Annotated in this window: 23 protein-coding genes and 1 riboswitch; of the genes, 15 read left to right on the top strand and 8 right to left on the bottom strand. The window is 61.8% G+C overall.

Translation table 11 applies throughout. The annotated features are described in order from the left end of the window. Positions 1 to 150 precede the first annotated feature (150 nt). The 3 genes from C9411_RS11060 (at position 151) to hldE (ending at position 5,849) form a co-directional block, all read left to right on the top strand. The gene (locus C9411_RS11060; RefSeq protein WP_063988659.1) at positions 151 to 1,458 is read left to right on the top strand and encodes an inorganic triphosphatase; all 1,308 of its coding nucleotides are present in this window, start codon (positions 151 to 153) and stop codon (positions 1,456 to 1,458) included. A gap of 45 nt (positions 1,459 to 1,503) precedes the next feature. After that, the gene (gene glnE, locus C9411_RS11055) at positions 1,504 to 4,341 is read left to right on the top strand and encodes a bifunctional [glutamate--ammonia ligase]-adenylyl-L-tyrosine phosphorylase/[glutamate--ammonia-ligase] adenylyltransferase (RefSeq protein ID WP_107227061.1); all 2,838 of its coding nucleotides are present in this window, start codon (positions 1,504 to 1,506) and stop codon (positions 4,339 to 4,341) included. Positions 4,342 to 4,418: 77 nt separating this feature from the next. Next, positions 4,419 to 5,849 carry a bifunctional D-glycero-beta-D-manno-heptose-7-phosphate kinase/D-glycero-beta-D-manno-heptose 1-phosphate adenylyltransferase HldE gene (gene hldE, locus C9411_RS11050; protein ID WP_063988661.1) on the top strand — a complete coding sequence of 477 codons (1,431 nt, stop codon included), beginning with the start codon at positions 4,419 to 4,421 and terminating at the stop codon, positions 5,847 to 5,849. 58 nt (positions 5,850 to 5,907) lie between these two features. On the opposite strand, the gene C9411_RS11045 is transcribed toward hldE, so the two are convergent. Next, positions 5,908 to 6,183: an accessory factor UbiK family protein gene (locus C9411_RS11045; RefSeq protein WP_004937216.1), complete on the bottom strand. Its 276-nt coding sequence runs from the start codon at positions 6,181 to 6,183 to the stop codon at positions 5,908 to 5,910. A gap of 145 nt (positions 6,184 to 6,328) precedes the next feature. After that, a riboswitch (FMN riboswitch) is annotated at positions 6,329 to 6,489 on the top strand. A gap of 110 nt (positions 6,490 to 6,599) precedes the next feature. Between C9411_RS11045 and ribB the strand changes: the two genes are divergently transcribed. Continuing rightward, positions 6,600 to 7,253 carry a 3,4-dihydroxy-2-butanone-4-phosphate synthase gene (gene ribB, locus C9411_RS11040; RefSeq protein ID WP_004937218.1) on the top strand — a complete coding sequence of 218 codons (654 nt, stop codon included), beginning with the start codon at positions 6,600 to 6,602 and terminating at the stop codon, positions 7,251 to 7,253. 53 nt (positions 7,254 to 7,306) lie between these two features. On the opposite strand, the gene C9411_RS11035 is transcribed toward ribB, so the two are convergent. Continuing rightward, positions 7,307 to 8,839 carry an alkaline phosphatase gene (locus C9411_RS11035; protein ID WP_107227060.1) on the bottom strand — a complete coding sequence of 511 codons (1,533 nt, stop codon included), beginning with the start codon at positions 8,837 to 8,839 and terminating at the stop codon, positions 7,307 to 7,309. Between the two features lie 322 nt (positions 8,840 to 9,161). Between C9411_RS11035 and ygiD the strand changes: the two genes are divergently transcribed. Then, positions 9,162 to 9,944: a 4,5-DOPA dioxygenase extradiol gene (gene ygiD, locus C9411_RS11030; RefSeq protein WP_033654819.1), complete on the top strand. Its 783-nt coding sequence runs from the start codon at positions 9,162 to 9,164 to the stop codon at positions 9,942 to 9,944. A 47-nt stretch (positions 9,945 to 9,991) separates the two neighbouring features. Here ygiD and C9411_RS11025 read toward each other — a convergent pair whose 3' ends face one another. Both C9411_RS11025 and C9411_RS11020 read right to left on the bottom strand, forming a co-directional pair. After that, positions 9,992 to 11,152, bottom strand: coding sequence for a glutathionylspermidine synthase family protein (locus tag C9411_RS11025; protein WP_025304316.1), 1,161 nt, complete (start codon positions 11,150 to 11,152; stop codon positions 9,992 to 9,994). Between the two features lie 3 nt (positions 11,153 to 11,155). Next, positions 11,156 to 11,818: a DUF1190 family protein gene (locus C9411_RS11020; protein WP_107227059.1), complete on the bottom strand. Its 663-nt coding sequence runs from the start codon at positions 11,816 to 11,818 to the stop codon at positions 11,156 to 11,158. Between the two features lie 353 nt (positions 11,819 to 12,171). On the opposite strand from C9411_RS11020, the gene C9411_RS11015 reads away from it, so the two are divergent. Genes C9411_RS11015 through dhaM form a run of 4 tightly spaced genes read left to right on the top strand, consistent with a single transcriptional unit; the run spans position 12,172 to position 16,484 of the window. Then, positions 12,172 to 13,272 (top strand): glycerol dehydrogenase, encoded by a 1,101-nt coding sequence (locus tag C9411_RS11015; RefSeq protein ID WP_060424753.1) that lies wholly within the window; start codon positions 12,172 to 12,174, stop codon positions 13,270 to 13,272. A 51-nt stretch (positions 13,273 to 13,323) separates the two neighbouring features. Beyond that, positions 13,324 to 14,394, top strand: a complete 1,071-nt coding sequence (dhaK, locus tag C9411_RS11010; protein ID WP_060424756.1) for a dihydroxyacetone kinase subunit DhaK — start codon at positions 13,324 to 13,326, stop codon at positions 14,392 to 14,394. A 9-nt stretch (positions 14,395 to 14,403) separates the two neighbouring features. After that, positions 14,404 to 15,036: a dihydroxyacetone kinase subunit DhaL gene (gene dhaL, locus C9411_RS11005; RefSeq protein ID WP_063988666.1), complete on the top strand. Its 633-nt coding sequence runs from the start codon at positions 14,404 to 14,406 to the stop codon at positions 15,034 to 15,036. Between the two features lie 17 nt (positions 15,037 to 15,053). Then, the gene (gene dhaM, locus C9411_RS11000; RefSeq protein WP_107227058.1) at positions 15,054 to 16,484 is read left to right on the top strand and encodes a dihydroxyacetone kinase phosphoryl donor subunit DhaM; all 1,431 of its coding nucleotides are present in this window, start codon (positions 15,054 to 15,056) and stop codon (positions 16,482 to 16,484) included. On the opposite strand, the gene dhaR is transcribed toward dhaM, so the two are convergent. Both dhaR and hasF read right to left on the bottom strand, forming a co-directional pair. Continuing rightward, entirely contained in the window at positions 16,481 to 18,430 is a 1,950-nt protein-coding gene (gene dhaR, locus C9411_RS10995) for a dihydroxyacetone kinase operon transcriptional regulator DhaR (RefSeq protein WP_107227057.1), read from the bottom strand. The two genes, dhaM and dhaR, sit on opposite strands and share 4 nt — an antisense overlap. A 151-nt stretch (positions 18,431 to 18,581) precedes the next feature. Further along, positions 18,582 to 20,099 (bottom strand): multidrug efflux transporter outer membrane subunit HasF, encoded by a 1,518-nt coding sequence (hasF, locus tag C9411_RS10990; protein ID WP_033654823.1) that lies wholly within the window; start codon positions 20,097 to 20,099, stop codon positions 18,582 to 18,584. 347 nt (positions 20,100 to 20,446) lie between these two features. Between hasF and nudF the strand changes: the two genes are divergently transcribed. From nudF to C9411_RS10960, 6 genes are all read left to right on the top strand, one after another. Further along, complete coding sequence (nudF, locus tag C9411_RS10985; RefSeq protein WP_004937242.1) at positions 20,447 to 21,079, top strand: ADP-ribose diphosphatase; 633 nt, start codon at positions 20,447 to 20,449, stop codon at positions 21,077 to 21,079. Next, positions 21,079 to 21,504 carry a DUF1249 family protein gene (locus tag C9411_RS10980; RefSeq protein ID WP_004937244.1) on the top strand — a complete coding sequence of 142 codons (426 nt, stop codon included), beginning with the start codon at positions 21,079 to 21,081 and terminating at the stop codon, positions 21,502 to 21,504. Before nudF ends, C9411_RS10980 begins: the two co-directional genes overlap by 1 nt. 27 nt (positions 21,505 to 21,531) lie before the next feature. Continuing rightward, the gene (gene cpdA, locus C9411_RS10975) at positions 21,532 to 22,359 is read left to right on the top strand and encodes a 3',5'-cyclic-AMP phosphodiesterase (RefSeq protein ID WP_033636061.1); all 828 of its coding nucleotides are present in this window, start codon (positions 21,532 to 21,534) and stop codon (positions 22,357 to 22,359) included. Next, positions 22,359 to 22,943: an esterase YqiA gene (gene yqiA / locus C9411_RS10970; RefSeq protein WP_025304306.1), complete on the top strand. Its 585-nt coding sequence runs from the start codon at positions 22,359 to 22,361 to the stop codon at positions 22,941 to 22,943. The genes cpdA and yqiA overlap by 1 nt, the downstream gene beginning before the upstream one ends. Positions 22,944 to 22,989: 46 nt before the next feature. Beyond that, positions 22,990 to 24,885, top strand: coding sequence for a DNA topoisomerase IV subunit B (gene parE, locus C9411_RS10965; protein WP_025304305.1), 1,896 nt, complete (start codon positions 22,990 to 22,992; stop codon positions 24,883 to 24,885). A gap of 83 nt (positions 24,886 to 24,968) precedes the next feature. Further along, complete coding sequence (locus C9411_RS10960) at positions 24,969 to 25,883, top strand: LysR substrate-binding domain-containing protein (protein ID WP_107227056.1); 915 nt, start codon at positions 24,969 to 24,971, stop codon at positions 25,881 to 25,883. Positions 25,884 to 25,888: 5 nt separating this feature from the next. Here the strand turns inward: C9411_RS10960 and C9411_RS10955 are convergent, their stop codons facing one another. Both C9411_RS10955 and C9411_RS10950 read right to left on the bottom strand, forming a co-directional pair. Continuing rightward, complete coding sequence (locus C9411_RS10955; protein WP_063988757.1) at positions 25,889 to 26,197, bottom strand: putative quinol monooxygenase; 309 nt, start codon at positions 26,195 to 26,197, stop codon at positions 25,889 to 25,891. Between the two features lie 33 nt (positions 26,198 to 26,230). Next, entirely contained in the window at positions 26,231 to 26,812 is a 582-nt protein-coding gene (locus tag C9411_RS10950) for an NAD(P)H-dependent oxidoreductase (protein ID WP_038879461.1), read from the bottom strand. Between the last annotated feature and the right edge of the window lie 87 nt (positions 26,813 to 26,899).

The raw sequence follows: 26,899 nt of genomic DNA, 5'->3' as shown, positions 1-26,899 counted from the left end.
GTAACAGGTTTTTTCTACAGTTAGCAGGGTTAAGGCGCCGGGAATCGCGGTAAGATAACGGCAACTGTGCGTCAGTGGGCAGCATACGGCGGGCCGAACGCGCCGCGCTGAAACCGACGTGAATGCATAACTTATTGGTGTTAAAGAATTATGACCGTTGAAATTGAACTGAAATTCATCGCCGCGCCGCAAGCGGTGGCCGCTCTGCCGCAATGGCTCGCCGCCTGGCCGCATCAGCATTCCGCGCCGCAAAAGCTGACCAACATTTACTTCGAAACGGCCGACAACGTCCTGCGCCGTCACGACATGGGGCTGCGCATTCGCGGTTTCGACGATCGCTATGAGATGACCATCAAAACCGCCGGTAAAGTGGTGGGCGGCCTGCACCAGCGCCCGGAATACAATGTCGCTATCGCCGAGCCGCAGCTGGCGCTGGCGCAGTTTCCTGCCGACATCTGGCCGCAGGATTGCGATATCGCGGCGCTGCAGCAGGCGTTGCAACCGCTGTTCCGTACCGATTTCGTGCGTGAGAAGTGGGTGGTTACTTACGGCAAAAGCGAGATAGAGATTGGCCTGGACCAGGGCGAGGTGCGTGCCGGTGACCTCAGCGAAGCCCTGAGCGAGATCGAGCTGGAGCTGTTGAAAGGCGATACCGCCGATCTGCTGGCGTTGGCCGGTGAGCTGGCGGCGCACGACGGGTTGCGTCAGGGCAGCCTGAGCAAGGCGGCGCGCGGTTACCACCTGGCGCAGGGCAATCCTCCGCGCGAGGTGCGCCCACTGCAGGTGCTGAAGCCGGCGGCCAAGGCGACCGTGGAGCAGGGGATGATCGCCGCCTTCGAGCAGGCGCTGAGCCACTGGCAGTACCACGAGGAGCTGTGGCTGCGCGGCGACGCGCAGGCGCGCGCTTCGGTGATTGAGGCGGTCGGAACGATCCGCCAGGCGCTGGTGATCTTCGGTGGCCTGGTGCCGCGCAAGGCCAGCGCCGATCTGCGCGCCCGCCTGACCGAGCTCGAACCGCTGTTGGCGGACAAAGCCGCACAGCCAGAAACCCTGTGCTACAGCACGGCCTATCTGCAATGTAAGTTGGCGCTCACATCATGGCTGGTGAGCGGCGCCTGGCGGCCGTTTATCGATGCCAAAGGGCAGGCCAAGCTGGACGGCTCTTTCAAGCGCTTCAGCGACATCATGCTGGGGCGCAGCGGCGCGGAGCTGAAAGAAGCCTTCAGCCGTATGCTGAACGAAGATGAATATCAGGAACAATTGCCGCGCCTGACGCGTCAGATTTCGGCGCTGGTCCTGCTGTCGGGCGCCTACCCCGACGAGCAGACCGGGCCTTATATCGAGGCCTGGCGCGAGCTGCAGGCAGCGCTGAGTGAGCGCCGCCAGGGCTGGTATGAAGCCAGCCGCAAACAGGCCTTATCGCATGCGCCATTCTGGTTAAACGGCGCGCTTCGTTAATCCAGCCGGCCCGCCAGCCGTGGGCCGCAGAACGGGTCATACACTATGTCGCCACTTTCAGCCGCGTTACAGGCTCAGGCACAGCAGGTTGTGCAGCGTTTTCAGGAAGTTCACGGCGCGGACTGCGCCTTTAGCGAACAGGAGCAGTGGGTGCTGGCGTCGAGCGATTTCGTCAGCGACGCGCTGTTCGCCCAGCCGGCCTGGCTGGCGACGCTGCGCGAACAGCCGCCGGCGCCCGGCGAGTGGCAACACTATGCCGCCTGGTTGCAGGACGAGCTGGAAGAGGTGCGCGATGAGGCCCAGCTGATGCGCACGCTGCGTCTGTTTCGCCGTGAAACGCTGGTGCGCATTGCCTGGGCGCAGGCTCAGGGGCTGTGTTCGACCGAAGAAACGCTGCTGCAGCTGAGCGGATTGGCGGAAACGCTGATCGTCAGCGCGCGCGACTGGCTGTACCAAACCTGCTGCCGCGAGTGGGGCACGCCGTGCAACGCCGCCGGTGAACCGCAGCCGCTGCTGATCCTCGGCATGGGCAAGCTGGGCGGCGGCGAGCTGAATTTCTCGTCGGATATCGATCTGATCTTCGCCTACCCGGAAAACGGCCAGACCCAGGGCGGGCGGCGCGAGCTGGACAATGCCCAGTTCTTCACCCGCCTCGGCCAGCGGCTGATCAAGGCGCTGGATCAGCAGACCATCGACGGCTTCGTTTATCGCGTCGACATGCGGCTGCGGCCGTTCGGCGACAGCGGTCCGTTGGTGATGAGCTTCGCGGCGCTGGAAGATTACTATCAGGAGCAGGGGCGCGACTGGGAACGTTATGCGATGGTGAAGGCGCGCCTGATGGGCGGCGCAGAAGACGCCTACAGCCAGGAGCTGCGCAAAACGCTGCGGCCGTTCGTGTTCCGCCGCTATATCGATTTCAGCGTCATTCAATCATTGCGCAACATGAAGGGCATGATCGCCCGTGAAGTGCGGCGTCGCGGCCTGAAGGACAACATCAAGCTGGGTGCCGGCGGCATTCGGGAAATCGAATTCATCACCCAGGTATTCCAGCTGATCCGCGGCGGCCGCGAGCCGGCGCTGCAGGGGCGTTCACTGTTGCCGACGCTGCAGGCGGTGGGTGAGCTGGGGCTGCTGGAGGCCGAGCAAGTGCGGGCGCTGAGCGCCGCCTATCTGTTCCTGCGGCGGCTGGAGAATCTGCTGCAGGCGATCGGCGATCAGCAAACCCAGACGCTGCCGCAGGATGCGCTCGATCAGGCACGGCTGGCCTACGGCATGGGGCTGGCGGATTGGCCGGCGCTGATGGCGACGCTGGAGTTGCACATGCAGGCGGTGCGGGCGGTGTTCGACGACCTGATCGGCGACGATAGCCCGGATGTCGGCGAAGATCCCGACTACCAACACTACCACAGCCTATGGCAGGACGCGCTGGAGGAAAATGAGCTGGCGCCGTTGACGCCGCACCTGGACGAAGAGGGGCGCCGACAGATGTTGCGCACCATCGCCGATTTCCGCCATGACGTCGACAAACGCACCATCGGCCCGCGCGGCCGCGACGTGCTCGATCAGTTGATGCCGCGCCTGTTGGCGGAAGTGTGCCCGCGCCAGGACGCGCCGACCGCGCTGGTGCGACTGGCGCAGCTGCTGCTCAGCATCGTCACCCGCACGACCTACCTCGAGCTGCTGGTGGAGTACCACGCGGCGCTCAGCCATCTGATCCGCCTGTGCGCCGCGTCGCCGATGGTTGCCAACCAGCTGTCGCGCTATCCGCTGTTGCTGGACGAACTGCTGGATCCGGCCACGCTGTATCAGCCGGTGGCGCTGGATGCCTACCGCAGCGAGCTGCGCCAGTACCTGCTGCGGGTGCCGGAAGACGACGAAGAGCAAAAGCTGGAGGCGCTGCGCCAGTTCAAACAGGCGCAGCAACTGCGCATCGCCGCGGCGGATATCGCCGGCGCGCTGCCGGTGATGAAAGTGAGCGACCACCTGACTTATCTGGCGGAAGCGATCATCGACGCGGTGGTGCAACAGGCCTGGAGCGACATGGTGGCGCGCTACGGCCAGCCGACCCATCTGCAGGAGCGTGAAGGGCGCGGCTTTGCGGTGATCGGCTACGGCAAGCTGGGTGGCTGGGAGCTGGGTTACAGTTCCGATCTCGATCTGGTGTTCCTGCTGGATTGCCCGCCGGAGGTGATGACCGACGGCGATCGCTGCATCGACGGCCGTCAGTTCTACCTGCGGCTGGCGCAGCGGGTGATGCATCTGTTCAGTACCCGCACCTCCTCCGGCATTCTGTATGAGGTGGACGCGCGCCTGCGGCCTTCCGGCGCCGCGGGGATGCTGGTCAGCACCGTCGAGGCGTTCGCCGACTACCAGCAAAATGAAGCCTGGACCTGGGAACATCAGGCCCTGGTGCGTGCGCGCATCGTGCATGGCGATCCGGCGCTGCATCAGCAGTTCGACGCGATCCGGCGCGAGATCCTGTGCAAAACGCGCGATGCGGAGATCCTGAAGCGCGAAGTGCGCGAGATGCGCGAAAAGATGCGCAACCATCTCGGCAACAAGCAGCGCGATCTGTTTGATATCAAAACCGATGAGGGCGGCATTACCGACATCGAATTTATCGCCCAATATCTGGTCTTACGCTATGCGCCGGGTGAACCGCGGCTGACGCGTTGGTCGGACAACGTGCGCATCTTCGAGCTGATGGCCAATTACGACATCATGCCGGAAGAGGAGGCGCGCGCGTTGACCCAGGCCTATGTCACCATGCGCGACGAGATCCACCATCTGGCGCTGCAGGAGCATTCCGGCAAGGTCGGCAGCGAGCTGTTCGCCGCCGAGCGCGAGCAGGTGCGTGCCAGCTGGGCCAAATGGCTGGATTAATACCTTTTTGCGGGTATTCCGGCGGTCTGTGGTAATATCTGCGCCACTAAAATTTTGTACTTTTTTGGAGTTATCGGATGAAAGTTACGCTGCCTGATTTTCGCCGCGCCGGTGTGCTGGTGGTCGGTGACGTCATGTTGGATCGCTATTGGTATGGGCCGACCAGCCGCATTTCACCGGAAGCCCCGGTGCCGGTGGTCAAGGTCGATACCATCGAAGAGCGTCCCGGCGGCGCGGCTAACGTGGCGATGAACATCGCTTCGCTGGGAGCCACTTCCCGCCTGGTGGGCCTGACCGGCATCGACGATGCGGCGCGGGCGCTAAGCGCCAAGCTGAATGAAGTCAACGTGCGCTGCGACTTCGTCTCGGTGCCGACCCATCCGACCATCACCAAGCTGCGCGTGCTGTCGCGCAACCAGCAGCTGATCCGTCTCGACTTCGAAGAAGGTTTCTCCAACGTCGATCCGCAGCCGATGCTGGAGCGCATTCAGCAGGCGCTGCCGCAGATCGGCGCGCTGGTGCTGTCCGATTACGCCAAGGGCGCGCTCAGCCAGGTGCAGGGCATGATCCAACTGGCGCGCGCCGCCAAAGTGCCGGTACTGATCGATCCGAAAGGCTCTGACTTCGAGCGCTATCGCGGCGCGACGCTGCTGACGCCGAACCTGTCCGAGTTCGAAGCGGTGGTGGGCCACTGCAAGGATGAGGCGGAGCTGGTGGAACGCGGCATGAAGCTGGTGGCGGATTTTGAGCTGTCGGCGCTGCTGGTTACCCGTTCCGAACACGGCATGACGCTGCTGCAGCCGGGCGTTGAACCGCTGCATTTGCCGACCCAGGCGCAGGAAGTGTTCGATGTGACCGGCGCGGGCGACACCGTGATCGGCGTGCTGGCCGCCTCGCTGGCCGCCGGTAATTCGCTGGAAGAGTCCTGTTTCCTGGCTAACGCCGCCGCCGGCGTGGTGGTGGGCAAGCTTGGCACCTCTACCGTGTCGCCTATCGAGCTGGAAAACGCGGTGCGCGGCCGTGCCGAAACCGGTTTTGGCGTGATGACCGAAGCGCAGTTGAAGCATGCTGTCGCGCAGGCGCGTCAGCGCGGCGAAAAAGTGGTGATGACCAACGGCATCTTCGACATTTTGCATGCCGGCCACGTCTCTTATCTGGCCAACGCCCGCAAGCTGGGCGACCGCCTGATCGTGGCGGTGAACAGCGATGCGTCGACCAAACGCCTGAAAGGGGAAACACGCCCGGTCAACGCGCTGGAGAATCGGATGATCGTGCTGGGCGCGCTGGAAGCGGTGGATTGGGTGGTGCCGTTCGAAGAGGATACGCCGCAGCGCTTGATCGCCGACATTCTGCCGGATCTGCTGGTGAAAGGCGGTGATTACAAACCGGAAGAGATTGCCGGCAGTGCGGAAGTGTGGGCCAACGGCGGGGATGTCAAAGTGCTGAACTTTGAAGACGGGCTGTCGACCACCAACATCATCAACGCGATCAAAGACGGTCGCGGCTAACGCCGGGCAATCTAAAGAACAAGGGCGCGCGGTTCTGGTGCGCGCCCTTGGCGGGAATTTATTCGTCTTCCTGTTTGGCTGCCGGTGCCGCGCTCAGTTTGCTTTCCAGCTCGGCCATGCGCTGTTCCAACAGCGCCAGCTTCTCGCGGGTGCGCAACAGAACCTGAGTCTGTACGTCGAACTCTTCGCGGTTAACCAAATCCAGGCGAGTCAGCTGCGACTGCAGGACCTGACGGATTTTTTTCTCAACGTCTTCCCCGAATTCACGAACGCCTTTAGGCATGGACTCATGAACCTGGCGTGCGATTTGTTCGATTTTTTTCGGGTCAATCATGGCGTATCCCTTTCAGAGTTTAATAGCTGCCGCTTAGTGTAATGCGAGTTGCCCGCCGGATAAACCATTAAGCGCATTCGCCGTGCGTGGCCGAATTGTGCTTTTGCCAATTGCCCTGCCTACCCATTAGCGCTATAGTCAACCTGCTTATTCTCAGGGCGGGGTGAAAGTCCCCACCGGCGGTAAATCACCTTCTACGGTGAAAGCCCGCGAGCGCTCAGCCAGCCTGTCAGGGCCGGTTAGAGGTCAGCAGATCCGGTGTAATTCCGGGGCCGACGGTTATAGTCCGGATGGGAGAGAGTAACGGTATCTGCCGGGCTTGTGCCCGCTTGCGTTATTTTTTTAGCTATTGCTAGCTACTCCTCAAGATCGCCCTGGTTCTGGTAATCCATAATTTTTTAATGAGGTTTTTTACCATGAATCAGACGCTACTTTCAGACTTCGGCACGCCGACAGAACGCGTTGAACGCGCGATCGACGCACTGCGCAACGGGCGCGGCGTAATGGTGCTCGATGATGAAAACCGTGAAAACGAAGGTGACATGATCTTCGCCGCGGAAACCATGACCGTTGAGCAGATGGCGCTGACCATTCGCCACGGCAGCGGTATCGTGTGCCTGTGCATCACCGAAGAACGCCGTCAGCAGCTTGAGCTGCCGATGATGGTGACCAACAATTCCAGTCAGTTCCAGACCGCCTTCACCGTGACCATTGAAGCGGCGCAGGGCGTGACCACCGGGGTTTCCGCTTCCGATCGCCTGACCACCATCCGTGCGGCGGTGGCAGACAGCGCCAAGCCGAGCGACCTGAACCGTCCGGGCCACGTGTTCCCGCTGCGTGCGCAGCCAGGCGGCGTGCTGAGCCGTCGCGGCCACACCGAAGCGACTATCGATCTGGTTTCCATGGCCGGTTTCAAACCTGCCGGCGTGCTGTGTGAGCTGACCAACGACGATGGCAGCATGGCGCATGCGCCGGAAGTGATTACCTTCGCCAAACAGCACGACATGGTGGTGCTGACCATCGAAGATCTGGTGGCCTACCGCCAGGCGCACGAGAAAAAAGCCAGCTGATAGCCGGCCGCTTTTCAACGATAAAAAAGCCGCGTTACGCGGCTTTTTTTTATCTACCGTTCTGACAGGCGTTCGCCGATGCGGCTGGCGTAATTCATCACGTGGAAGGTGTAGTTTTCCTCCACCGTGCCCTGGAACAGATGCGCCCAGGGGCCGATGGCGTAGATGCCGAGATCTTCCCCTCCGTGGGTCTCGCTTTTCAGCGGCACCAGCGCCGGCTGAATAAAGTCGGGCGCGGTGGCCTGTTCCATGGTCAATGCCGGGCGTTCGGTCAGCGGGATCGTGCCGCCGGGGCCATTGGCGAAGCCGACGGTGGTGTAAGGCTTGCCGTCGCTGCCCAGTCGCGGTTTGCCGTCGACGCCGACGGAAATGCCGAGGATAGGATTACCTCGCTTGGCATAGCCGGCGATGGTCAACGTGTGGCTGTGATCGCCGGTCACGATCACCAGGGTTTCGTCCAGATTGACCTTGTTGACGATGGTTTTCACCGCCTCGTTCAGGGCGACCGCGTCGCTCAGCGTGCGGTAGGCGTTACCGTTGTGGCTACCGTGATCGATGCGTCCCCCCTCCACCAACAGCAGGTAGCCTTCGGGATTCCTGGCCAGAATATCGATGGCCTTGCCGGTCATTTCCGCCAGCGAAGGCTCTCCCGCTGCGTCTTGCCGCCGATCGTGCTCGAAGTTCATGTGCGATGGCTCGAACAGGGCCAACAGGTGGTCGACTTTGGCCGGTTCGATTTTGGCGAACTGCGCCTGATTCCAGACATATTGCCCACGCTCGCCATAGCGTTGTAGCCAGGCCTGCGTCAGATCGCGGCCATCCTTTCTGGCGCCTTTTTTACCGGGGTATTCCGGATCGCTCACGCTGTCGGGCAGGAAGTTGGCGCGCCCACCGCCCATCGCCACGTTGAGGCCGTTACCGTACTTCATTTCCACCAGCTGGCGCGCGATGTCGCGGCAGCCTGCGGCCAGGGCCGCTGCCGGCATTTTTGCGTCGGATTCCCAATCGCGGTTGGCGATATGGGCATAGGTGGCGCCCGGTGTGGCGTGGGTGATGGTCGCGGTCGTCACGGCGCCGGTGGCCATGCCGAGCGTTGCGGCCATCTCCCACAGCGTGGTGACGGTCTTGGTTTGCTGGTCCTCGCAATTGTTGAGGGTCGCCGTATGGTTGAGGCCCATCAGATCGTTGATGGTTTTGACGCCGGTGGTCATCGCCACTGCGCTGGGCGCGGAGTCGGTGATTTGGGCGTCGGCGGAGTAGGTTTTGGCCGCCGCCAGATAGGGGAAGGCCTCCCAGGCCAGCACGTTGGATTCGCCGTCCACGCCGCGCTGCTGCCCTTCAAAAATGCGGGCGGCGGTCACGGTGGAAAATCCCATGCCGTCACCGACCACCAGAATGACGTTTTTGGCGCGGTTGGTGTTTGGCGTCTGTTTTAGCCGCTGTTGCAGCTGAGCTTGCGCCTGAAGGAAGTAAGGGTCTTCGCGCTGCGTCAGCTGCGCGTTGTCCGCCGCGCCGGCGGTTGCCGTCCAGCCGGCGCATAAGGACATGGAAAGCGCCAGGCGGGTTGCCAGTGTGAGTCTGAACATGAATTCCTCCTTGGTGAGACGTAGTTCCCATTGCGCGGCGGGGCTGTCGGCACCCGTCGGCAGAGGAGGAGTGTATAGATTACGTTAACAAAAAATACATAAATTGTTCACAAATTGGATCTGTGTGGCAGTAATGCCATGACATTCATGCTTGTTATTAATCTATTGAAATATATAAATTTTTTATCTTTCTGTTTACCGGCGTATTCCTCCGTTTTTAATTCAAATTTATTGAATATCTTCATCACGGTTATCCGGCTGTGTTGGTGTGGCAAAGCGCGTAATGTAGCGGCATAGCACAATTTGAACTAAGGATCTCCCTATGAACACCTCTCGTATGCCTGCACTGTTTCTTGGCCACGGTAGCCCGATGAACGTGCTGGAAGACAACCGTTACACCCGGGCATGGCGTGCGTTGGGTGAGTCATTGCCGCGCCCGAAGGCGATCGTGGCGGTTTCCGCACATTGGTATACCCGCGGCACTGCGGTTACCGCGATGGAAAAACCCAAAACCATTCACGACTTCGGCGGGTTCCCGCAGGCGCTGTTCGATACCCGTTATCCGGCGCCGGGCTCTCCCGCGCTGGCTGCGCAGCTGCAGCAAATGCTGGCGCCGGTGCCGGTGACGGCCGATCTCGGTGAGTGGGGGTTGGATCACGGCACCTGGGGCGTGTTGATCAAGATGTATCCCAATGCCGACATTCCGGTGGTGCAGCTCAGCGTCGACGGTACGCAGCCGGCGGCCTATCACTATGAGCTGGGTCGCAAACTCGCTGCGCTGCGTGATGAGGGCGTGATGATTGTCGCCAGCGGCAACGTGGTGCACAACCTGCGCATGGTGAAATGGCAGGGCGATACCAGCGCCTACCCGTGGGCGGAATCGTTCAATAACTTTGTCCGGGATAACCTGCGTTATCGGGGCGAAAACCATCCGCTGGTGGATTTCATGCGCCATGAGGGGGCAGCGCTGTCGAATCCGACGCCGGAACACTATCTGCCGTTGCTGTACGTGCTTGGCGGTTGGGATGGCAAAGAGGCCATCAGCGTGCCGATCGACGGTATCGAAATGGGAGCGCTGAGCATGCTGTCGGTGCAGGTGGGCTAAAGAAAAACGCCAGTCAGAGACTGGCGTTTTTGTCTTCGGCGGGGCGATCAGCCGAGGATGGTGTGCGGATAGAAGCGCGACAGATCCTGCGTGATCAGTTCGCGATCTTCGCGCAGGCCGATACCGCAAGGCTGATCGTTCACCAGCCAGCTGCCGATCAACGTGTAGCTGTCTTCAAACTTCGGCAGCGGGTGGAACTGCTGCACGATCATGCCTTCTTCACCATAAGGTCCGTCCACACGCGCCACTTCCTGACCGTTTTCGACGATCTGGATATTGGCACCTTCGCGTGAGAACAGCGGCTTGGTGACGTAATGATCCATCGGCGGATGATCGTCTTGCGCGAAATAAGCCGGCAACAGATTCGGGTGGTTCGGGAACATTTCCCACAGCAGCGGCAGCAGCGCTTTGTTGGAGATGATGCTCTTCCAGGCCGGCTCCAGCCAGCGCACGCCGGCGTCTTCGAGCTTGGTGGAGAACATCTCGCGCAGCATGAATTCCCACGGGTAGAGCTTGAACAGGTTGCCAATCACCTGATCCTGCAGATCGGTAAACTGGCCTTTCTCGCCGAGACCAATCTCTTCCATGAACAGGAACTCGGTCGGCAGACCGGCTTCCTGCGCGCAGTCCTGCAGATATTGCACCGTGCCGCGATCTTCTTCGCTGTCCTGGCAGCAGGCCAGGTGCAACAGGCCGAAGCCGTGATGCGCTTTCAGCTCGGCGAAACGCTCGATCAGCTTTTCCTGCAGGCTGTTGTACTGATCCGACTCCGGATCCAGTTTGCCGGCGTTGATCTGGTCTTCCAGCCACAGCCACTGGAAGAAGGCCGCCTCATACAGCGAGGTTGGCGTATCGGCGTTGTTCTCCAGCAGCTTTGGCGGGTTGACGCCGTCGTAGGCCAGATCGAGACGCGAGTACAGCGACGGCTGGTTGGTGCGCCAGGAGCTGCGTACGAACTCCCAGGTGTGTTTCGGGATGCAGAACTTGGCCATCAGCTCGTCGCTGCCGACCACTTTTTCCACCACCTGCAGGCACATCTGGTGCAGCTCAGCGGTGGCGTTTTCGATCTCTTCAATTTGCGCCAGCGTGAACTGGTAATAGGCGTCTTCACACCAGTACGGCTCGCCGTACATGGTGTGGAAACGGAAACCGAACTCGGTCGCTTTTTCACGCCAGTCCGGGCGCTCGGTAATAGCAATACGTTTCATGCATCAACCGCCCATGCTGCGAGAGCCGGAGTTTGAGGTGGCGCTGCTGCGCTGCATGCTGGTCTGCTTGGCCACGCTCTCGCCGAAGCCGCCGCGGGTCACGGTGTTGGTGACTGCAGGCTTCGGCGCCATGGCGGTTTTCGGCACCGTCATGGTGCGGCCGCCGGCGGTGGCCGGGCCGTAGCTCTTGCCGCTGGCGTCGACAAACTTGCCGTTCGCCGGGCTGGCGGCGTTCTTGGAGGTGAAGAGCGGCTGCTGCGCGAAGCCGGAACCGCCCATCAGGCGACCCATCATGTAGCCCGCCATCAGCGGCATCCAGAAGCTGCCGCTGCTTTGCGATTCCGCCGCCATGCCGGCCTGCGCCGGAGCCTGGGTGCACTGCGCTTCGCCGAACTCGGCGACGCAGTCTTCGCGGGTGGCGTATTTCGGCGCGGTTTTCGCCGCTTCTTGCAGGGCGTTGTTGTAGGCGGTGGTGCACTGCTCGCTCATCGAAGGATTGGCGCGCGAACAGTCATCGGCATTCTGATACAGGGAGACCGTTTCATCGCTCTTCTCGCAGCCGGCCAGCATAAAGACGGCGCTGATCGCCAAAGCCACGGGCGCGACACGGTAGCTGCGCCAGGATTTGCGGAACGTCTCTTGGTTGATGTTTTTTGTCCGTTTCATCGTTATCAATCCCATCATGCGGGCTGTTTTCGCCCTTTCCCAGTAGTGGCGCTAAGGATAGGGGAAACATGGTCAAAATTAAAGCTGAAACGCCCGCAGAATCGACTCTTTACGCAGTTATACGTTGGGGTGTGCGCCAGTTCGCTTTCGCGGCGAAAAAACGCGCATTGGCGTTTCATCATGAAACGTTGTCGCTATGATGATGTTCCATAATGGAACAAAAATCGCGAGGCTCGCCAGGCGGGCGGCGGGCGCTCATAGTCGAAGCACAACAACAAGCCGGCGGCGAAGTCGGCGCGTCATCACCTGATATCTGAACGTTACCATCGCCAACTCCCTACAAGGATCCGGTTATGTTGAGAATCATCCAGTCACCAGGCAAATATATTCAGGGCGCCAATGCGCTGGCCGCCGTCGGCGAATATGCCAAATCCCTCGCCGATCACTACCTGGTGATCGCAGACGACTTCGTGATGCAGCTGGCGGGCGACACCCTGATGGGCAGCCTGCAGCAGCACGGCGTGAAACATCACGCGGCCCGCTTCAACGGCGAGTGCTGCCGCAAAGAGATAGACCGGCTCGGCCATGAGCTCCAGGCCCACGGTTGCCGCGGCGTGATCGGCGTCGGCGGCGGCAAGACGCTCGACACCGCCAAGGCCGTGGCGCACTACCAACAGCTGCCGGTGGTGCTTATTCCCACCATCGCCTCCACCGATGCGCCGACCAGCGCGCTGTCGGTCCTCTACACTGAACAGGGCGAATTCGCCGAATACCTGATTTACCCGCGCAACCCGGACATGGTGGTGATGGACAGCGCCATCATCGCCAAAGCGCCGGTGCGCCTGCTGGTGGCCGGCATGGGCGACGCGCTCTCCACCTATTTCGAAGCCCAGGCCTGTTTCGACGCCCAGGCCACCAGCATGGCCGGCGGCAAATCGACGCTGGCGGCGCTCAGCCTGGCGCGGCTGTGTTATGACACGCTGCTGGCGGAAGGGGTGAAAGCCAAACTGGCGGTCGAGGCCGGCGTGGTGACGGAAGCGGTGGAGCGCATCATTGAGGCCAATACGTATCTGAGCGGCATCGGCTTCGAGAGCAGCGGGTTGGCGGCGGCGCATGCCATTCACAACGGTTTTACCGTGCTCGAAGAGTGCCACCACCTGTATCACGGCGAGAAAGTGGCGTTCGGCACCCTGGCGCAGCTGGTGCTGCAGAACAGCCCGATGGCGCAGATTGAAACCGTGCTGGCGTTTTGCCATGGCATCGGCTTGCCGATCACGCTGGCGCAGATGGGCGTCACCGGCGATGCGACGGCGAAGATCATGGCGGTGGCCGAGGCCAGCTGCGCGGCCGGCGAAACCATTCACAACATGCCGTTCAAGGTCACCCCTGCGGGCGTGCAGGCGGCGATCCTGACGGCGGATAGGCTGGGCGCCGCCTGGCTGCAGCGTCATTGATACCCTTGGGGCGCGGTGCGCCGCGTCCCTGTTCTTACAGAGGAAACCATCGTGAAAAAACTGATTAATCAGGTCGAGTCGGTGTTGGAAGAGCAGTTGCAGGGGCTGGCGGAGGCCCATCCCGAGCTGCTGGTGCACGCGGATCCGGTCTTCGTGACCCGCGCCGACGCGCCGGTGGCGGGCAAGGTGGCGATCCTGTCCGGCGGCGGCAGCGGCCATGAGCCGATGCACTGCGGTTTCGTCGGCGAAGGGATGCTCGACGGCGCCTGTCCGGGCGAGATTTTTACCTCGCCGACGCCGGATAAAATGTACGAGTGCGGCCAGGCGATCGACGGCGGTGCCGGGGTGTTGCTGCTGATCAAGAACTACACCGGCGACGTGCTCAACTTCGAAACCGCCACCGAGCTGCTGCACGACAGCGGCGTCGCGGTGGCGACGGTGCTGGTGGATGACGACGTGGCGGTCAAAGACAGCCTGTTTACCGCCGGGCGGCGCGGGGTGGCCAACACCGTGCTGATGGAGAAGCTGTTGGGCGCCGCCGCGGCGCGCGGCGATGATCTGGACAGCGTGGTGACGTTAGGGCATCGCATCAACAACCACGGGCACTCGATCGGCATCGCGCTGGGGGCTTGCACCGTGCCGGCCGCCGGCAAGCCGTCGTTCACCCTGGCGGAAAACGAAATGGAGTTCGGCGTCGGCATTCACGGCGAGCCGGGCATTGCGCGCCGCCCGTTCACCACGCTCAACGCGGCGGTGGACGACATGTTCCATACGCTGATCGACCACGGCCACTATCAGCGCACGATCCGCGTCTGGGATCGTCAGCAGGGCGAGTGGCGCGACGAGATGCAGACCAAACAGCCGCTGACGCGCGGCGATCGTGCGATCGCGCTGGTCAACAACCTGGGCGCTACGCCACTGTCGGAGCTATACGGCGTGTACCATCGGCTGGCGGAGCGCTGCGCCGAAGCGGGCATCATCATTGAACGCAACCTGGTGGGGTCTTATTGCACCTCGCTCGATATGCAGGGCGTGTCTATCACGCTGTTGAACGTGGACGACGAGCTGTTGTCCTTGTGGGATGCGCCGGTGAAAACACCTGCGCTGCGTTGGGGTTGCTGAGGAGGAATCATGGCGTTGACCAAACAACAGGTTGTCGATTGGCTGATGCGTTGCGGCGAGGTGTTCAGCCGGGAGCGCGATTTTCTGACCCGGCTGGACACCGAGATCGGTGATGCCGACCACGGTTTGAACATGAATCGCGGTTTCAACAAGGTGGTGGAAAAGCTGCCGTCGGTGGCGGACAAGGATATCGGCTTTATCCTGAAAAACACCGGCATGACGCTGCTGTCGAGCGTGGGCGGCGCCAGCGGCCCGCTGTTCGGCACCTTCTTCATCCGCGCGGCGCAGGCGGCGAACGCCAAGCAAAGCCTGGATCTGCCGGAGCTGCATCAGATGATGCAAGAGGGGGTGGAAGGCGTGGTGATGCGCGGTAAGGCGGAGCCGGGCGATAAAACCATGTGCGACGTCTGGTGGCCGGTGGTGGAAAGCCTCGGCCAGTCCGCGCAGCAGAACCTGAGCGTGGCGGAAGCGCTGCAGCGCGCCGCCGACAGCGCCGAGCGGGCGGTGGAGAGCACCATTACCATGCAGGCGCGCAAGGGGCGGGCCAGTTATCTGGGCGAGCGCAGCATCGGCCACCAGGATCCCGGCGCCACTTCGGTGATGCTGATGATGAAAACGCTGGCCGAGGTCGCCGGTAGTTAGCCGTAGCAGGAGGCGAGATGATTAATATCGTGGTGGTTTCGCACAGTGTGTTGCTGGCGCGCGGCGTTGAGCAGTTGGCGCGGCAGATGATGCGCGGCGATGGCTGCAAGCTGGCGCTGGCGGCGGGCGTAGATGACGAGGAACACCCGATCGGCACCGACGCGGTCAAAGTGATGGAGGCGATCGAAGCGGTCGCCGACGGTGACGGCGTTCTGGTGCTGATGGATTTGGGCAGCGCGCTGCTCAGTGCCGAAACCGCGCTCGATCTGCTGGACCCGGACGTGGCTGTCAAAGTGCGGCTGTGTGCGGCGCCGCTGGTCGAAGGCACGCTGGCGGCGGTGGTGGCCGCCAACTCCGGTGCCTCGCTGGAGCAGGTGGTGGCGGAGGCGCAGGGCGCGCTGCAGGCCAAACAGGCGCAGCTGGGCGAAGGCTCACCGGCCGCGAAAAGCGCGGCTTTGCCGCTGGCGCAGGGCAAAAGCGCAACCTGGACGGTGCAGAACCCGCACGGGCTGCACGCGCGCCCGGCGGCGCGGCTGGTCGAGACGCTGGCGCCGTTCAAGGCCGAGCTGGTGCTGGAAAAGCAGGGGCAGTGCGTCGATCCACGCAGCCTCAATCAGCTGGCGCTGCTGCAGGTGCGCCACGGCGATACTATTCGCCTGATCGCCGACGGCGCGCAGGCGGACGAGGCGCTGGCGGCGTTCAACGCGCTGGCGAAGCAACATTTCGGCGAGACGGTCTCCGAGAGGCAGCAGCCTTCGCTGCACGGTATCCCGGTGGCGGAAAGCGTCACCAGCGGGCCGGTGTTTCAGGCCCACAGCTTCTGGCCGCCAACCGCCGATCGACGGATTGGCGCGGACGAGGTGTTGGGCGAACAGCAACGCCTGCGTGAGGCTCTACAGCACACGCTGAGCGATCTGAACCGGCTGGCGGAACGCACCGGCACGCTGATCGGCAAGCCGCAGGCGGCGATCTTCGGCGCCCACAGCATGCTGCTGGACGATCCGGATCTGCAGCAGGCGGCGTACACCCGCATCGCGCAGCAGTTGTGCAGCGCCGAACAGGCCTGGCGGCAGGTGCTGGAGGCGATCGCCGAAGAGTACCGCGAGCTGGATGACGACTACATGCGGGCGCGTGAACTGGACGTGCGCGACATGCTGCGCCGCACGCTGTGCCATCTACAGGGGCTGCCGCTGTCGGCCATCGCGCTGGCAGAGCCGTCGATACTGGTGATGGACGAGCTGATGCCTTCGGAGGTGGTGATGCTCGACAGGCGGCTGGTGCTCGGCATCTGCCTGAGCGGTGGCAATGCCCTGTCGCACAGCGCCATTCTGGCGAAGGCGATGGGCATTCCGATGGTGGTCGGTATGCAGGATTGCCTGAGCAAAACCCGCAGCGGGCAGAAGGCGATGCTGGACGCCGCGCGCGGGGTGTTGCAGCTCAGCCACTAGGCGCGCAGCTTGAACTGGCGAATGTCGATCCCGTGCTGTTTGATCTTCCGCCACAGCGTGGTGCGGCCGATGCCCAGCAGCTGCGCCATCTCCGTCAACTGACCACGGCTGACGGTCGCCGCGCGGAGGATCGCCTGGCGCTCCATGTCCGTCAGCGTCAACAGCGGCGCGCCGGGCTGCGGATCGCTCTCCAGCAGCGACGGCTGGCCGAGCAGGTGTGCCGGCAAATCTGCTAACTGGATGTGGTGGCCGTGGCAAATCATCGCCGCGCGCTCCACCACCCCTTTCAGTTCCAAATCGTTGCCCGGCCACAGGTAGAGCGCCAGTTGGGCCATCACTTCGTCATCCACCCGAAAGCGACACTGAAAGTGTTGCTCCAGCGCGCGCAGATGGTGTTTGACCAGCAGCGGAATATCGCTCAGCCGCTGGCGCAGCGGCGGGATCTGGATCTCGAAGGCTTGCAGGCTGTAAAACAGCTGGCGGCGGAAGCGGTTTTGTTGCACCAGCAGCGGCAGATCGGCGGCGCTGCCGGCGATCACCCGCACATCGACCGGGATCACTCGGCTGGAATTGAGGCGGATCACCACGCCGGTTTTCAGCACCTGCAGCAACGCCGACTGCATCTCCGCCGGCAGGTATTCGATCTGTTCGAGATACAACGTGCCGCCGTTGGCCAATTCGAATTTGCTGAGCTGGCCCGCCTCTTCTTCGCTGGCATCGCTGCCCAGCAGTTCACGCAGCCCCTGCGCCTGCGGCAGCAGTTGGCAGTTGAGGGCGATATACGGCCCGGCGGCACGTTCGCCGGCGTTGTGGATAGCCTGGCTGAGCCGCTCTTTGCCAACCCCTTCCTCCCCGCGCAGCAGGATCGGATGCTGGCCCTTGGCCGCCTGCTGCCCGTAACGGATCAGTCGCCGCATTTCCAGCGAGGCGGAGGGCATCTGTTCGAAGCTGTGGCTGACGCGCCCCAACTGGCTGCTGACATATTGGCGCAGCCGCTCGAGTGGGTGCAGCAGGGCGATGAAACTGCAGCGATCGCCGTCGAAAATCGGCTTGAGCGTTAGCAAGGCGGCAATAAACTGCCGCTGGCTTTCGAAGGTGACTTCGACGTGTTGCAGCGGCTGCCGGTCGGCGATGGCGCGCTTGAGCAGGGCGGGCAGCGTCAGCAGCTGCGCCAGCGGTTTGCCCTGGCTCTGCTGCTCGTCCAGCTTCAACAGGGCGGCGGCGCGCTGGTTGATATATTGCAGGTAGCCACGGTGATCCCAGGCCATGACGCCGTCGTCTACGCCGTCCAGCAGGCCGTAAAGCTGGTTAAGATGGCGGTTGGATTCCGCCAGCAGGCCGTCGGCGTTCAGCGAATTGCCGATTTCGCGAGCGATGGCCAGCGTCAGCGACAGATCGCCGGCGGCGCAGTCGGCCAGCAGGCAGCCCAGCGCGATCGAGCCGCGTTGGCGGCCGCTGTTGTCGTAGACCGGCGTCGCGCAGAATGACCAGCCGTGCAGCGCCCGGCGCACGTGCTCCTCGCCGCTCACCCGCACCGGGTGGCCTTCTGTCGCCGCCAGCGCCGGGGCGTTGGTGCCGATCTGCCCCTCGGCCCAGTAAGCGCCGGGGGCGAACCCCAATGGCTGCAAAAGCTCCCAGGTTTGGGTGTCGCCGCAGCGCCACAGCATGCAGCCGCTCTCGTCGAGGATCATCAACAGGCAACGACGCGGCTCCATGTATTCGCAGGCGTCCTCCAGCGCCGCCTGGCCGAGCGTCAGCAGGTCGTTCTTGCGGCGGCAAATTGATTCGAAGGTGGCGCCCTGGGCGCGGTGCGGTGCTTGCCAGACGTCAGGCTGCATCAGGCTGCGGCAGCGCAGCCAGGAGGCGTAAACCGCCTGTGTCGGGCGCAGCGGCGGCGGCAGTTCGCCGTCGTTAATCAAGCGCTGCCAGCGTGAATCGTTGTCCATCGAACCTCACCAGACTGCGAAAATGAGAGTGACGATGATACCACCTGGCACAGCGGAGGCTGTGAGGCGGCGGGCAGAAGCGGGGGAAATCGGGGCAAAAAAAAACGGGGTGCGGCGCAGGCCGGACCCCGTATTTATCAACGCGTGCGCATCAGTTGCGGAATGGGTTGCCGCTGTTGCGAGCCGGTTGGCTGGTGGTGACGGCCGGCGCGGATGCGCGAGTGGCCGCCGGTACCGGCGCTGCGGTTTGCTGCATTGGCGCATTGTCCTGATAACCGTCCGCATAGGCGTCCTGCGCGCGGTTCTGCGGCGCCACGGCGTCAGGTGCGGTCGACACCGGTTTACCCAACGCGCCATTCAACAGCAGCAGATCGTTCTGGTTCAGCGTGCCGAGCGCCGACTTGATGTTCAGCTGGTTGATCAGATAGGTGTAACGCGCGTCGGACAGCTGACGTTTGGCGTTATACAGGGTGGTGGTGGCGTCGAGCACATCGACGATGGTGCGGGTACCAACCTGATAACCGGCTTCCATCGCATCCAGAGAGCTCTGCGCGGAAATCACCGCCTGTTTGTAGGCGTTGATGCTGCTGATCGAGGCATTGACGTTGTTGAACGACGAACGCACGGTCTGCACCACGCTGCGGTGTGAGCTTTCCAACTGCTCGCTGGCGCCGACGAAGCCATACTGCGCTTGTTTCACCTGGGAATTGGTCGCGCCGCCGCTGTACAGCGGCAGGTTGAAGCTGATGCCGACCTTATTTTGGCCCGCATCGGAGTCGCTGTAGCGCGCGGCATTCGCGCCGCCGGTGTTGGATCCGTTGTATTTGGTATTGCTGATGCCGGTTGACGCGCTGACGTCAATCGTCGGCATATAGCCGGTTTGGGCTGCGCGGATTTGCTCGCGCGCCAGATCCTGGCTCAGACGGGCGGACAGCAGGCTCAGGTTGCGCGCTTCCGCTTCTTTCAGCAGATTGTTCACCGCTTCCGGGCGCTGGGTACTGAAGCGATCGGTATTCAGAGAGGCCAGCTCCGGGTAGAAGGCCCCGGTCACCTGGCGCAGCGTTTCCAGCGCATTATCCAGATCGTTGCGGGCGGAGACTTCCGCCGCCAGCACGGTGTCATAGTTCGAGCGGGCGTTCTGCACGTCAGTGATCGCCACCAGGCCTACGTTGAAGCGCTGGGTGGTTTGATCCAGCGTGCGGTATACCGCATCTTTCTGCGCCTGGGTATAGGACAGCGTGTCGATCGCTTTCAGCACGTTGAAGTAGGCGGTGGCGGTGTTGAGAATCAGCGACTGCTCGGCGGTTTGGAAGGTGACGTCGGAGATGCCGGCGGTCTTTTCCTGCAGCGTCAGCTGGCGCCATTTCGACATGTCGAAAATAGTTTGCGTCAGCGCCAACGAACCGCTGGTCACGTTGCTGTTAACGCCATTGCTGTCACGATAACCGTTGGTGTAATCGTAACCTGCGGTTAAACCGAGTTGCGGCAACAGCGGGCTGCGCGCTTCATTGATCTTTTCGAATGCGGCATCGCGGTCAGCTGCACTTTTGCGCAGATCCGGGTTACTTTCCCTGGCCTGTTTGTAGACCTGCAGCAGGTTCTCTGCCTGGCTCATTGCACTGAAGCCGCCCAGGCTCAGTCCGATAAGAAGGGGGAGCAGTTTCTTCATTTGCATTCCTTGTTGTGCAGCAATATTGCTATGTTAGCGCTGACGATAGACGAAATAGTTGCCGATTCTAGCAGAGTCTGCGGTACGCATCAGGTGGCTGAATGTGCCATCTCACGTAACTTTTACCTTTCAGGCCGCCCATTTACCTTGGCGTACTGCCCGGGCCGACTGCAGCTGATATTATGGCTGACAATCCGGATTGTTTCCCGCTATTACCTGCGAGCGCACAAACGTGCCGCATCCGGCGGCGAAAAACAGCCTAACATAAAGCCGCGGCGGAGAGTCCCGCTGTTTCTGTCATCAAAACCGTTTATTTTATCGGCATACTCAAGCAGGAGAATTCGCGCATGAACCGTTCGCAGCCATCGCCCGTTACTTTCGATAAAAAAGATGTAGAAATTATTGCACGCGAGACGCTGTACCGTGGTTTTTTTTCACTCAATTTATACCGGTTTCGCCATCGGTTGTTCAATGGCGAAATGAGCCCTGAAATCACGCGTGAAATTTTCGAACGCGGCCATGCGGCGGTGCTGCTGCCCTACGATCCGGTGCGCGACGAGGTTGTGCTGATTGAACAACTGCGCATCGCCGCGGTCGATACCAGTAATTCGCCCTGGCTGCTCGAAATGGTGGCGGGTATGATCGAAACCGGCGAAAGCGTCGAGGACGTGTGCCGCCGCGAAGCGCAGGAAGAGGCCGGCGTGGTGGTCGGGCGCTGCAAACCGGTGCTGAGCTACCTGGCCAGCCCCGGCGGCACCAGCGAACGTTTGTCGATCATGGTCGGCGAAGTGGACGCCGGCACCGCCGAGGGCATTCACGGCCTGGCGGAAGAACATGAAGATATCCGCGTCCACGTGGTCAGCCGCGAGCAGGCTTACCGCTGGGTGGAGGAGGGCGCGATCGATAACGCCGCATCAGTGATTGCATTGCAATGGCTGGCGTTGCACCATGAATCGTTGAGAAAAGAGTGGGCCAACTAATGAAACAGCGCTATACCCCTGATTTCCCCGAAATGATGAGATTGTGCGAAACCAACTTCGCGCAATTGCGCCGCTTGCTGCCGCGCAACGACGAAGCGGGCGAAACGGTGACTTATCAGGTGAACGGCGCCGGCTATCGTCTGACCATCGTTGAGTCCACGCGTTACACGTCGCTGGTGGAGATCGAGCAGATCTTTCCGGCGGTCAGCTACTGGAGCCTGCCCGCGATGACGGTGCGGTTGTACCATGACGCCATGGTTGCGGAAGTGTGTTCCAGTCAGCAGATCTACCGCTTTAAAGCGCGTTATGATTATCCTAATAAAAAGTTGCATCAACGCGACGAAAAGCATCAAATTAACCAGTTTCTTGCTGATTGGCTGCGCTACTGTTTGGCGCATGGAGCGATGGCGGTTCCGGTTTGTTAGACAGACTGAAATAACAAAGGACACCATTTGGAAAGCCTGTTTAAACTGCCCGTGGCGAGTGGGGCTGCGGTCAGGATTCTACAAATAACAGATACCCACCTTTTTGCCGGCGAACACGAGACGCTGCTCGGCATCAATACCTATCGCAGCTATCACGCGGTGCTGGACGCCATCCAGGCGCAGCGCCGCGACGTCGATTTGATCGTCGCCACGGGAGATTTGGCGCAGGATCATTCGCAAGAGGCGTACCGCCACTTCGCCGCCGGCATCGCGCAACTGCCGGCACCCTGCGTGTGGCTGCCGGGCAACCATGATTTTCAACCGGCGATGGTCGACGCGTTGGCCGCCGCCGGCATTGCGCCTTCCAAACAGGTGCTGCTGGGCGACAGCTGGCAGGTGCTGATGTTGGACAGCCAGGTGTTCGGCGTACCGCACGGCGAATTGAGCGAATACCAGCTCGAGTGGATGGAGCGCTGCCTGCAGGCTCACCCCGAGCGCTATACGCTGTTGCTGCTGCACCATCATCCGCTGCCGTCCGGTTGCACCTGGCTCGATCAGCACAGCCTGCGCAACCCGCATATGCTGGGCGCGATCCTGCTGCGTTATCCGAAAGTGAATACCGTGGTGTGCGGGCACATTCACCAGGATCTGGATCTGGAATGGCAGGGCCGGCGCCTGTTGGCGACGCCGTCCACCTGCGTGCAATTCAAGCCGCACTGCACGAACTTCACCATCGACGACGTCTCCCCCGGCTGGCGCTACCTCGATCTGCTGCCGGACGGCCGCGTCGAGACGCAGGTGTTCCGCCTGGAAAACGACGATTTCCGCCCCGATATGGACTCGGATGGATACTGATGCCTTCGACACTGCTCTACCTGCACGGTTTCAATAGTTCGCCGCAGTCGGCCAAGGCGGTGGCCTTCAAGGCCTGGCTGGCCGAGCACCATCCCGACATCGAGATGCTGGTGCCGCAGCTGCCGGCCTTTCCGGCGGAGGCCGCCGAGATGCTGGAAAATATGGTGTTGGAGCGCGCCGGCCAAACGCTCGGGCTGGTCGGCTCATCGCTGGGCGGCTATTACGCCACCTGGTTGTCGCAGTGTTTTTCCCTGCCGGCGGTGGTGGTCAACCCGGCGGTCAAGCCGTTTGAGCTGCTGGTGGACTATCTCGGCGCCAACGAGAACCCCTACACCGGCCAGCAATATGTGTTAGAGTCTCGGCACGTTTACGATCTGAAAGTGATGCAGATCGATCCCTTGGAGTCGCCGGATTTAATCTGGCTGCTGCAGCAAACGGGCGATGAAATTCTCGATTACGGCCAGGCAGTGGCGTATTACACCGCGTGTCGGCAAACGGTGGAGTCGGGTGGAAACCACGCCTTCGTCGGTTTCGAGCACTACTTCCCCCAGATTGTGGATTTTTTAGGGCTAAACGCGGTCTGACGGACCGTTCCGGCACCTCCCTTTAACCACGAAAAAATAATCAACGATGACTCAATCCAGCTATAACGCTGATGCCATTGAAGTACTCAGCGGTCTAGAACCAGTGCGCCGTCGTCCCGGCATGTATACCGACACGACGCGCCCAAACCACCTCGGCCAAGAGGTGATCGATAACAGCGTCGACGAAGCGTTGGCCGGTCACGCCAAGCGTATCGACGTGATTCTGCACGCCGATCAGTCGCTGGAAGTGATCGACGACGGCCGCGGCATGCCGGTGGACATCCACCCGGAAGAGGGCGTGCCGGCGGTTGAGTTGATCCTGTGCCGGCTGCACGCCGGCGGTAAATTCTCGAATAAAAACTACCAGTTCTCCGGCGGCCTGCACGGCGTTGGGATCTCGGTGGTCAACGCCCTGTCGAAGCGGGTGGAAGTCAACGTGCGCCGCGACGGTAACGTCTACGGCATCGCCTTCGAAAACGGCGACAAGGTGCAAGATCTGACGGTGACCGGCACCTGCGGCAAACGCAACACCGGCACCAGCGTGCACTTCTGGCCGGACGAACAGTTCTTCGACAGCCCGCGTTTCTCGGTATCGCGCCTGACTCACCTGCTGAAAGCCAAAGCGGTGCTGTGCCCTGGCGTCGAGATCTATTTCATCGACAAGGTGAACAACACCGAACAGCGCTGGTGCTATCAGGACGGCCTGACCGACTATCTGATGGAAGCGGTCAACGGCCTGATTACCCTGCCGGAAGCGCCGTTCGTCGGCAATTTCGCCGGTGATACCGAAGCGGTGGACTGGGCGCTGCTGTGGCTGCCGGAAGGCGGTGAACTGCTGACCGAAAGCTACGTCAACCTGATCCCGACCATGCAGGGCGGTACCCACGTCAACGGCCTGCGTCAGGGGCTGCTGGACGCGATGCGCGAGTTCTGCGAATTCCGCAATATTCTGCCGCGCGGCGTGAAGCTGTCGGCGGAGGATATCTGGGATCGCTGCGCCTACGTGCTGTCGGTGAAGATGCAGGATCCTCAGTTCGCCGGGCAGACCAAAGAGCGTCTCTCCTCGCGCCAGTGCGCGGCCTTCGTTTCCGGCGTGGTGAAAGACGCCTTCAGCCTGTGGCTGAACCAGAACGTTCAGGCGGCGGAACAGCTGGCCGAGCTGGCGATCTCCAGCGCCCAGCGCCGCCTGCGCGCCGCCAAGAAAGTGGTGCGCAAGAAGCTGACCAGCGGGCCGGCGCTGCCGGGCAAGCTGGCGGACTGCACCTCGCAGGATCTGGCCATGACCGAACTGTTCCTGGTGGAAGGGGACTCGGCGGGCGGATCGGCCAAACAGGCGCGCGATCGCGAATATCAGGCGATCATGCCGCTGAAGGGCAAGATCCTGAATACCTGGGAAGTTTCCTCGGACGAAGTGCTGGCCTCGCAGGAAGTGCACGACATTTCCGTGGCGATCGGCATTGATCCGGACAGCGAAGATCTCAGCCAGCTGCGCTACGGTAAAATCTGCATCCTGGCGGATGCGGACTCCGACGGCCTGCACATCGCCACGCTGCTGTGCGCGCTGTTCGTGCGCCACTTCCGTTCGCTTGTGAAAGGCGGCCACGTCTATGTCGCCATGCCGCCGCTGTACCGTATCGATCTCGGTAAAGAGGTGTTCTACGCGCTGGATGAAGAAGAGAAAGCCGGCGTGCTGGAACAGCTGAAGCGCAAGAAGGGCAAGCCGAACGTGCAGCGCTTTAAAGGGCTGGGCGAGATGAACCCGCTGCAGCTGCGCGAAACCACCCTCGATCCGAACACTCGCCGTCTGGTGCAACTGACGGTGGCAGAGGATGACGTCGATCAGACGCTGGCGGTGATGGACATGCTGTTGGCCAAGAAGCGTTCGGAAGATCGCCGCAACTGGCTGCAAGACAAGGGCGACATGGCCGAACTGGCGGTCTGAGCTTGACCCTGGCCCGGTGAAACGCCGGGCCTGCTTTCCCGCAGGGCGTTGCATGCGGCGCCCGTCAACCTGGGGCGAACCGTGTGAAGATCACCCTCGAAGAGCTGCTGGCGTTCACGGCGGTGGTCGACAGCGGTTCGGTCACCGCCGCCGCCGATCGGCTCGGCCAAACCACCTCCGGCGTCAGCCGCGCACTCAGCCGCCTGGAAACGAAACTCGACGCTACGCTCTTGCGCCGCACCACGCGTCGCCTGAGCCTGACCGAAGAAGGGCAGAGCTTCCTGGTGCCTGCGCGCGAAATCCTGCGCTCGGTGGATCAGGCCGAAGCGCTGATGGCGCTACGGCGCCAGCTGCCCGCCGGCCGGCTGCGGGTCAACGCCGCCGCCCCTTTTATGGCGCACGTGCTGGTGCCGATGGTGGCGGAGTTCCGCCGCCGTTATCCGCAGATTGAGCTGGAGCTGGACACCGACGATCGCAATATCGACCTGTTGGAGAAACGCGCCGATATCGCGATCCGCATCGGCGCGCTGCGCGACTCCACGCTCCATGCGCGCCTGCTGGGGCATAGCCGGTTGCGCATCCTCGCCAGCCCGGATTACCTGCAACGGCATGGCGAACCGCGCGGCGTGGAAGATCTGCACCGCCATTGCCTGTTGGGATTCACCTACCCGGAGTCGCTGAACCAGTGGCCGCTGCGTCACCGGCAGGCGCGGCATTTTGCCATCGAACCGACGATCTCGGCCTCCAGCGGGGAGACGCTGCGTGAGTTGGCGTTGCGCGGGGCGGGCATTGTCCAACTGGCGGATTTCATGACCCGACGCGATCGGGAAGCGGGCAGGCTGGTACCGCTGCTGGTGCGGGAGACGCTGGACGTGCGTCAGCCGATCAACGCGGTGTATTACCACGACGCCCAGCTGGCGGCGCGCCTCACCTGTTTTCTCGACTACGTCAGCGCCCGCCTTGAGGGAGAACCGCCAGAGGCCGCAGAGGGCCTCTGAAGGGATTACAGCGCGTTTTCCAGCACGTAGATCTCGGTACCCAGCACGTAGTCCTTGATGGTTTCGCGGTGCTTGAGCATATGGTCTATCTGCAGGTGCTTTTCCAGATGCGCCTGGCTTTGCCATTTTTCCAGCATAAACACCGAATCCGGCGACAGTTTCTGCCAGGGGGCCTGCGTGTGGCTGTCTATCATCGGCGTGTATTCGCCGCAGCCTTCTTCTGCCAGCACCAGCGGCACCAGCTTTTCAATGGCTTGTAACACGGTGGCGCGGTGGCCGGGTTTGACTTTGATTTCTGCGATTACGGTGATCATCATTACCTCGTTGGTTAAGCCGTTCGCTGCCAGTTAAGCAAAAATTTCCGCCAGATGCTCGCGATAACGTGCGATGTCCGTTTCGATATCCGGTTGTTTTATCACGTCATTGCAGATAAAGGTCGGCAAGGCTTCCATCCCCAGGAACTGGTTGGCCTTGTGGAAGTGCAGGTAGACGCCGTCGACGCCGACGCCGTGGAAGAACTGGTTCGGATCGGTGAAGGCCTCGAGCGGGGCGTTCCAGGTCAGGCTCAGCAGGTATTTTTTGCCCTGAATCAGGCCGCCGGAGCCGTACTTCTTGCCGGCGTCGGAGCGGGTACGGCCATCGCTGGCGTACAGGCTGCCGTGGCCGGCGGTGAACACTTCGTCGATGTATTTTTTCAGGATCCAGGGTTCGCCCATCCACCAACCCGGCATCTGATAGATGACCGCATCGGCCCACAGGTATTTCTGTACTTCGGCTTCGATGTCATAGCCGTCGTCGACCACCGTGACCTGCACATCGTGCTGCAGATCGCGCAGGAAGCTTTCCGCCACGTCGCTCAGGGTTTGGTTGAGTTCGCCGTTGGAATGGCCGAATTGCTTTTTAGCGTTGATAATCAGGATATTGCTCATCTTTTGCGGCTCCCGTCAGAGTTAAGATAGATGCCGTTTTCCGCTGCGGTGCGCAAAAACAGCTTGCTGAACGAGAGTGTAATCGTT

Source organism: Serratia sp. Nf2, from assembly GCF_003028435.1.
Lineage (GTDB): Bacteria > Pseudomonadota > Gammaproteobacteria > Enterobacterales > Enterobacteriaceae > Serratia > Serratia marcescens_L.
The sequence above is the reverse complement of the archived record's forward strand: the minus strand, read 5'-3'. Positions and strand labels throughout refer to the sequence as shown.

Bases quoted from the DNA above. Each gene is read 5' to 3' on its own strand.
- C9411_RS10955 (WP_063988757.1), bottom strand. From the start codon at position 26,197: ATGATCACCGTAATCGCAGAAATCAAAGTCAAACCCGGCCACCGCGCC.
- C9411_RS11025 (WP_025304316.1), bottom strand. From the start codon at position 11,152: ATGAAACGTATTGCTATTACCGAGCGCCCGGACTGGCGTGAAAAAGCG.
- C9411_RS10950 (WP_038879461.1), bottom strand. From the start codon at position 26,812: ATGAGCAATATCCTGATTATCAACGCTAAAAAGCAATTCGGCCATTCC.
- C9411_RS11060 (WP_063988659.1), top strand. From the start codon at position 151: ATGACCGTTGAAATTGAACTGAAATTCATCGCCGCGCCGCAAGCGGTG.
- dhaR (WP_107227057.1), bottom strand. From the start codon at position 18,430: ATGGACAACGATTCACGCTGGCAGCGCTTGATTAACGACGGCGAACTG.
- yqiA (WP_025304306.1), top strand. From the start codon at position 22,359: ATGCCTTCGACACTGCTCTACCTGCACGGTTTCAATAGTTCGCCGCAG.
- ribB (WP_004937218.1), top strand. From the start codon at position 6,600: ATGAATCAGACGCTACTTTCAGACTTCGGCACGCCGACAGAACGCGTT.
- ygiD (WP_033654819.1), top strand. From the start codon at position 9,162: ATGAACACCTCTCGTATGCCTGCACTGTTTCTTGGCCACGGTAGCCCG.
- hldE (WP_063988661.1), top strand. From the start codon at position 4,419: ATGAAAGTTACGCTGCCTGATTTTCGCCGCGCCGGTGTGCTGGTGGTC.
- C9411_RS10980 (WP_004937244.1), top strand. From the start codon at position 21,079: ATGAAACAGCGCTATACCCCTGATTTCCCCGAAATGATGAGATTGTGC.
- parE (WP_025304305.1), top strand. From the start codon at position 22,990: ATGACTCAATCCAGCTATAACGCTGATGCCATTGAAGTACTCAGCGGT.
- dhaM (WP_107227058.1), top strand. From the start codon at position 15,054: ATGATTAATATCGTGGTGGTTTCGCACAGTGTGTTGCTGGCGCGCGGC.
- C9411_RS11045 (WP_004937216.1), bottom strand. From the start codon at position 6,183: ATGATTGACCCGAAAAAAATCGAACAAATCGCACGCCAGGTTCATGAG.
- glnE (WP_107227061.1), top strand. From the start codon at position 1,504: ATGTCGCCACTTTCAGCCGCGTTACAGGCTCAGGCACAGCAGGTTGTG.
- C9411_RS11035 (WP_107227060.1), bottom strand. From the start codon at position 8,839: ATGTTCAGACTCACACTGGCAACCCGCCTGGCGCTTTCCATGTCCTTA.
- C9411_RS11020 (WP_107227059.1), bottom strand. From the start codon at position 11,818: ATGAAACGGACAAAAAACATCAACCAAGAGACGTTCCGCAAATCCTGG.
- nudF (WP_004937242.1), top strand. From the start codon at position 20,447: ATGAACCGTTCGCAGCCATCGCCCGTTACTTTCGATAAAAAAGATGTA.
- C9411_RS11015 (WP_060424753.1), top strand. From the start codon at position 12,172: ATGTTGAGAATCATCCAGTCACCAGGCAAATATATTCAGGGCGCCAAT.
- hasF (WP_033654823.1), bottom strand. From the start codon at position 20,099: ATGAAGAAACTGCTCCCCCTTCTTATCGGACTGAGCCTGGGCGGCTTC.
- dhaL (WP_063988666.1), top strand. From the start codon at position 14,404: ATGGCGTTGACCAAACAACAGGTTGTCGATTGGCTGATGCGTTGCGGC.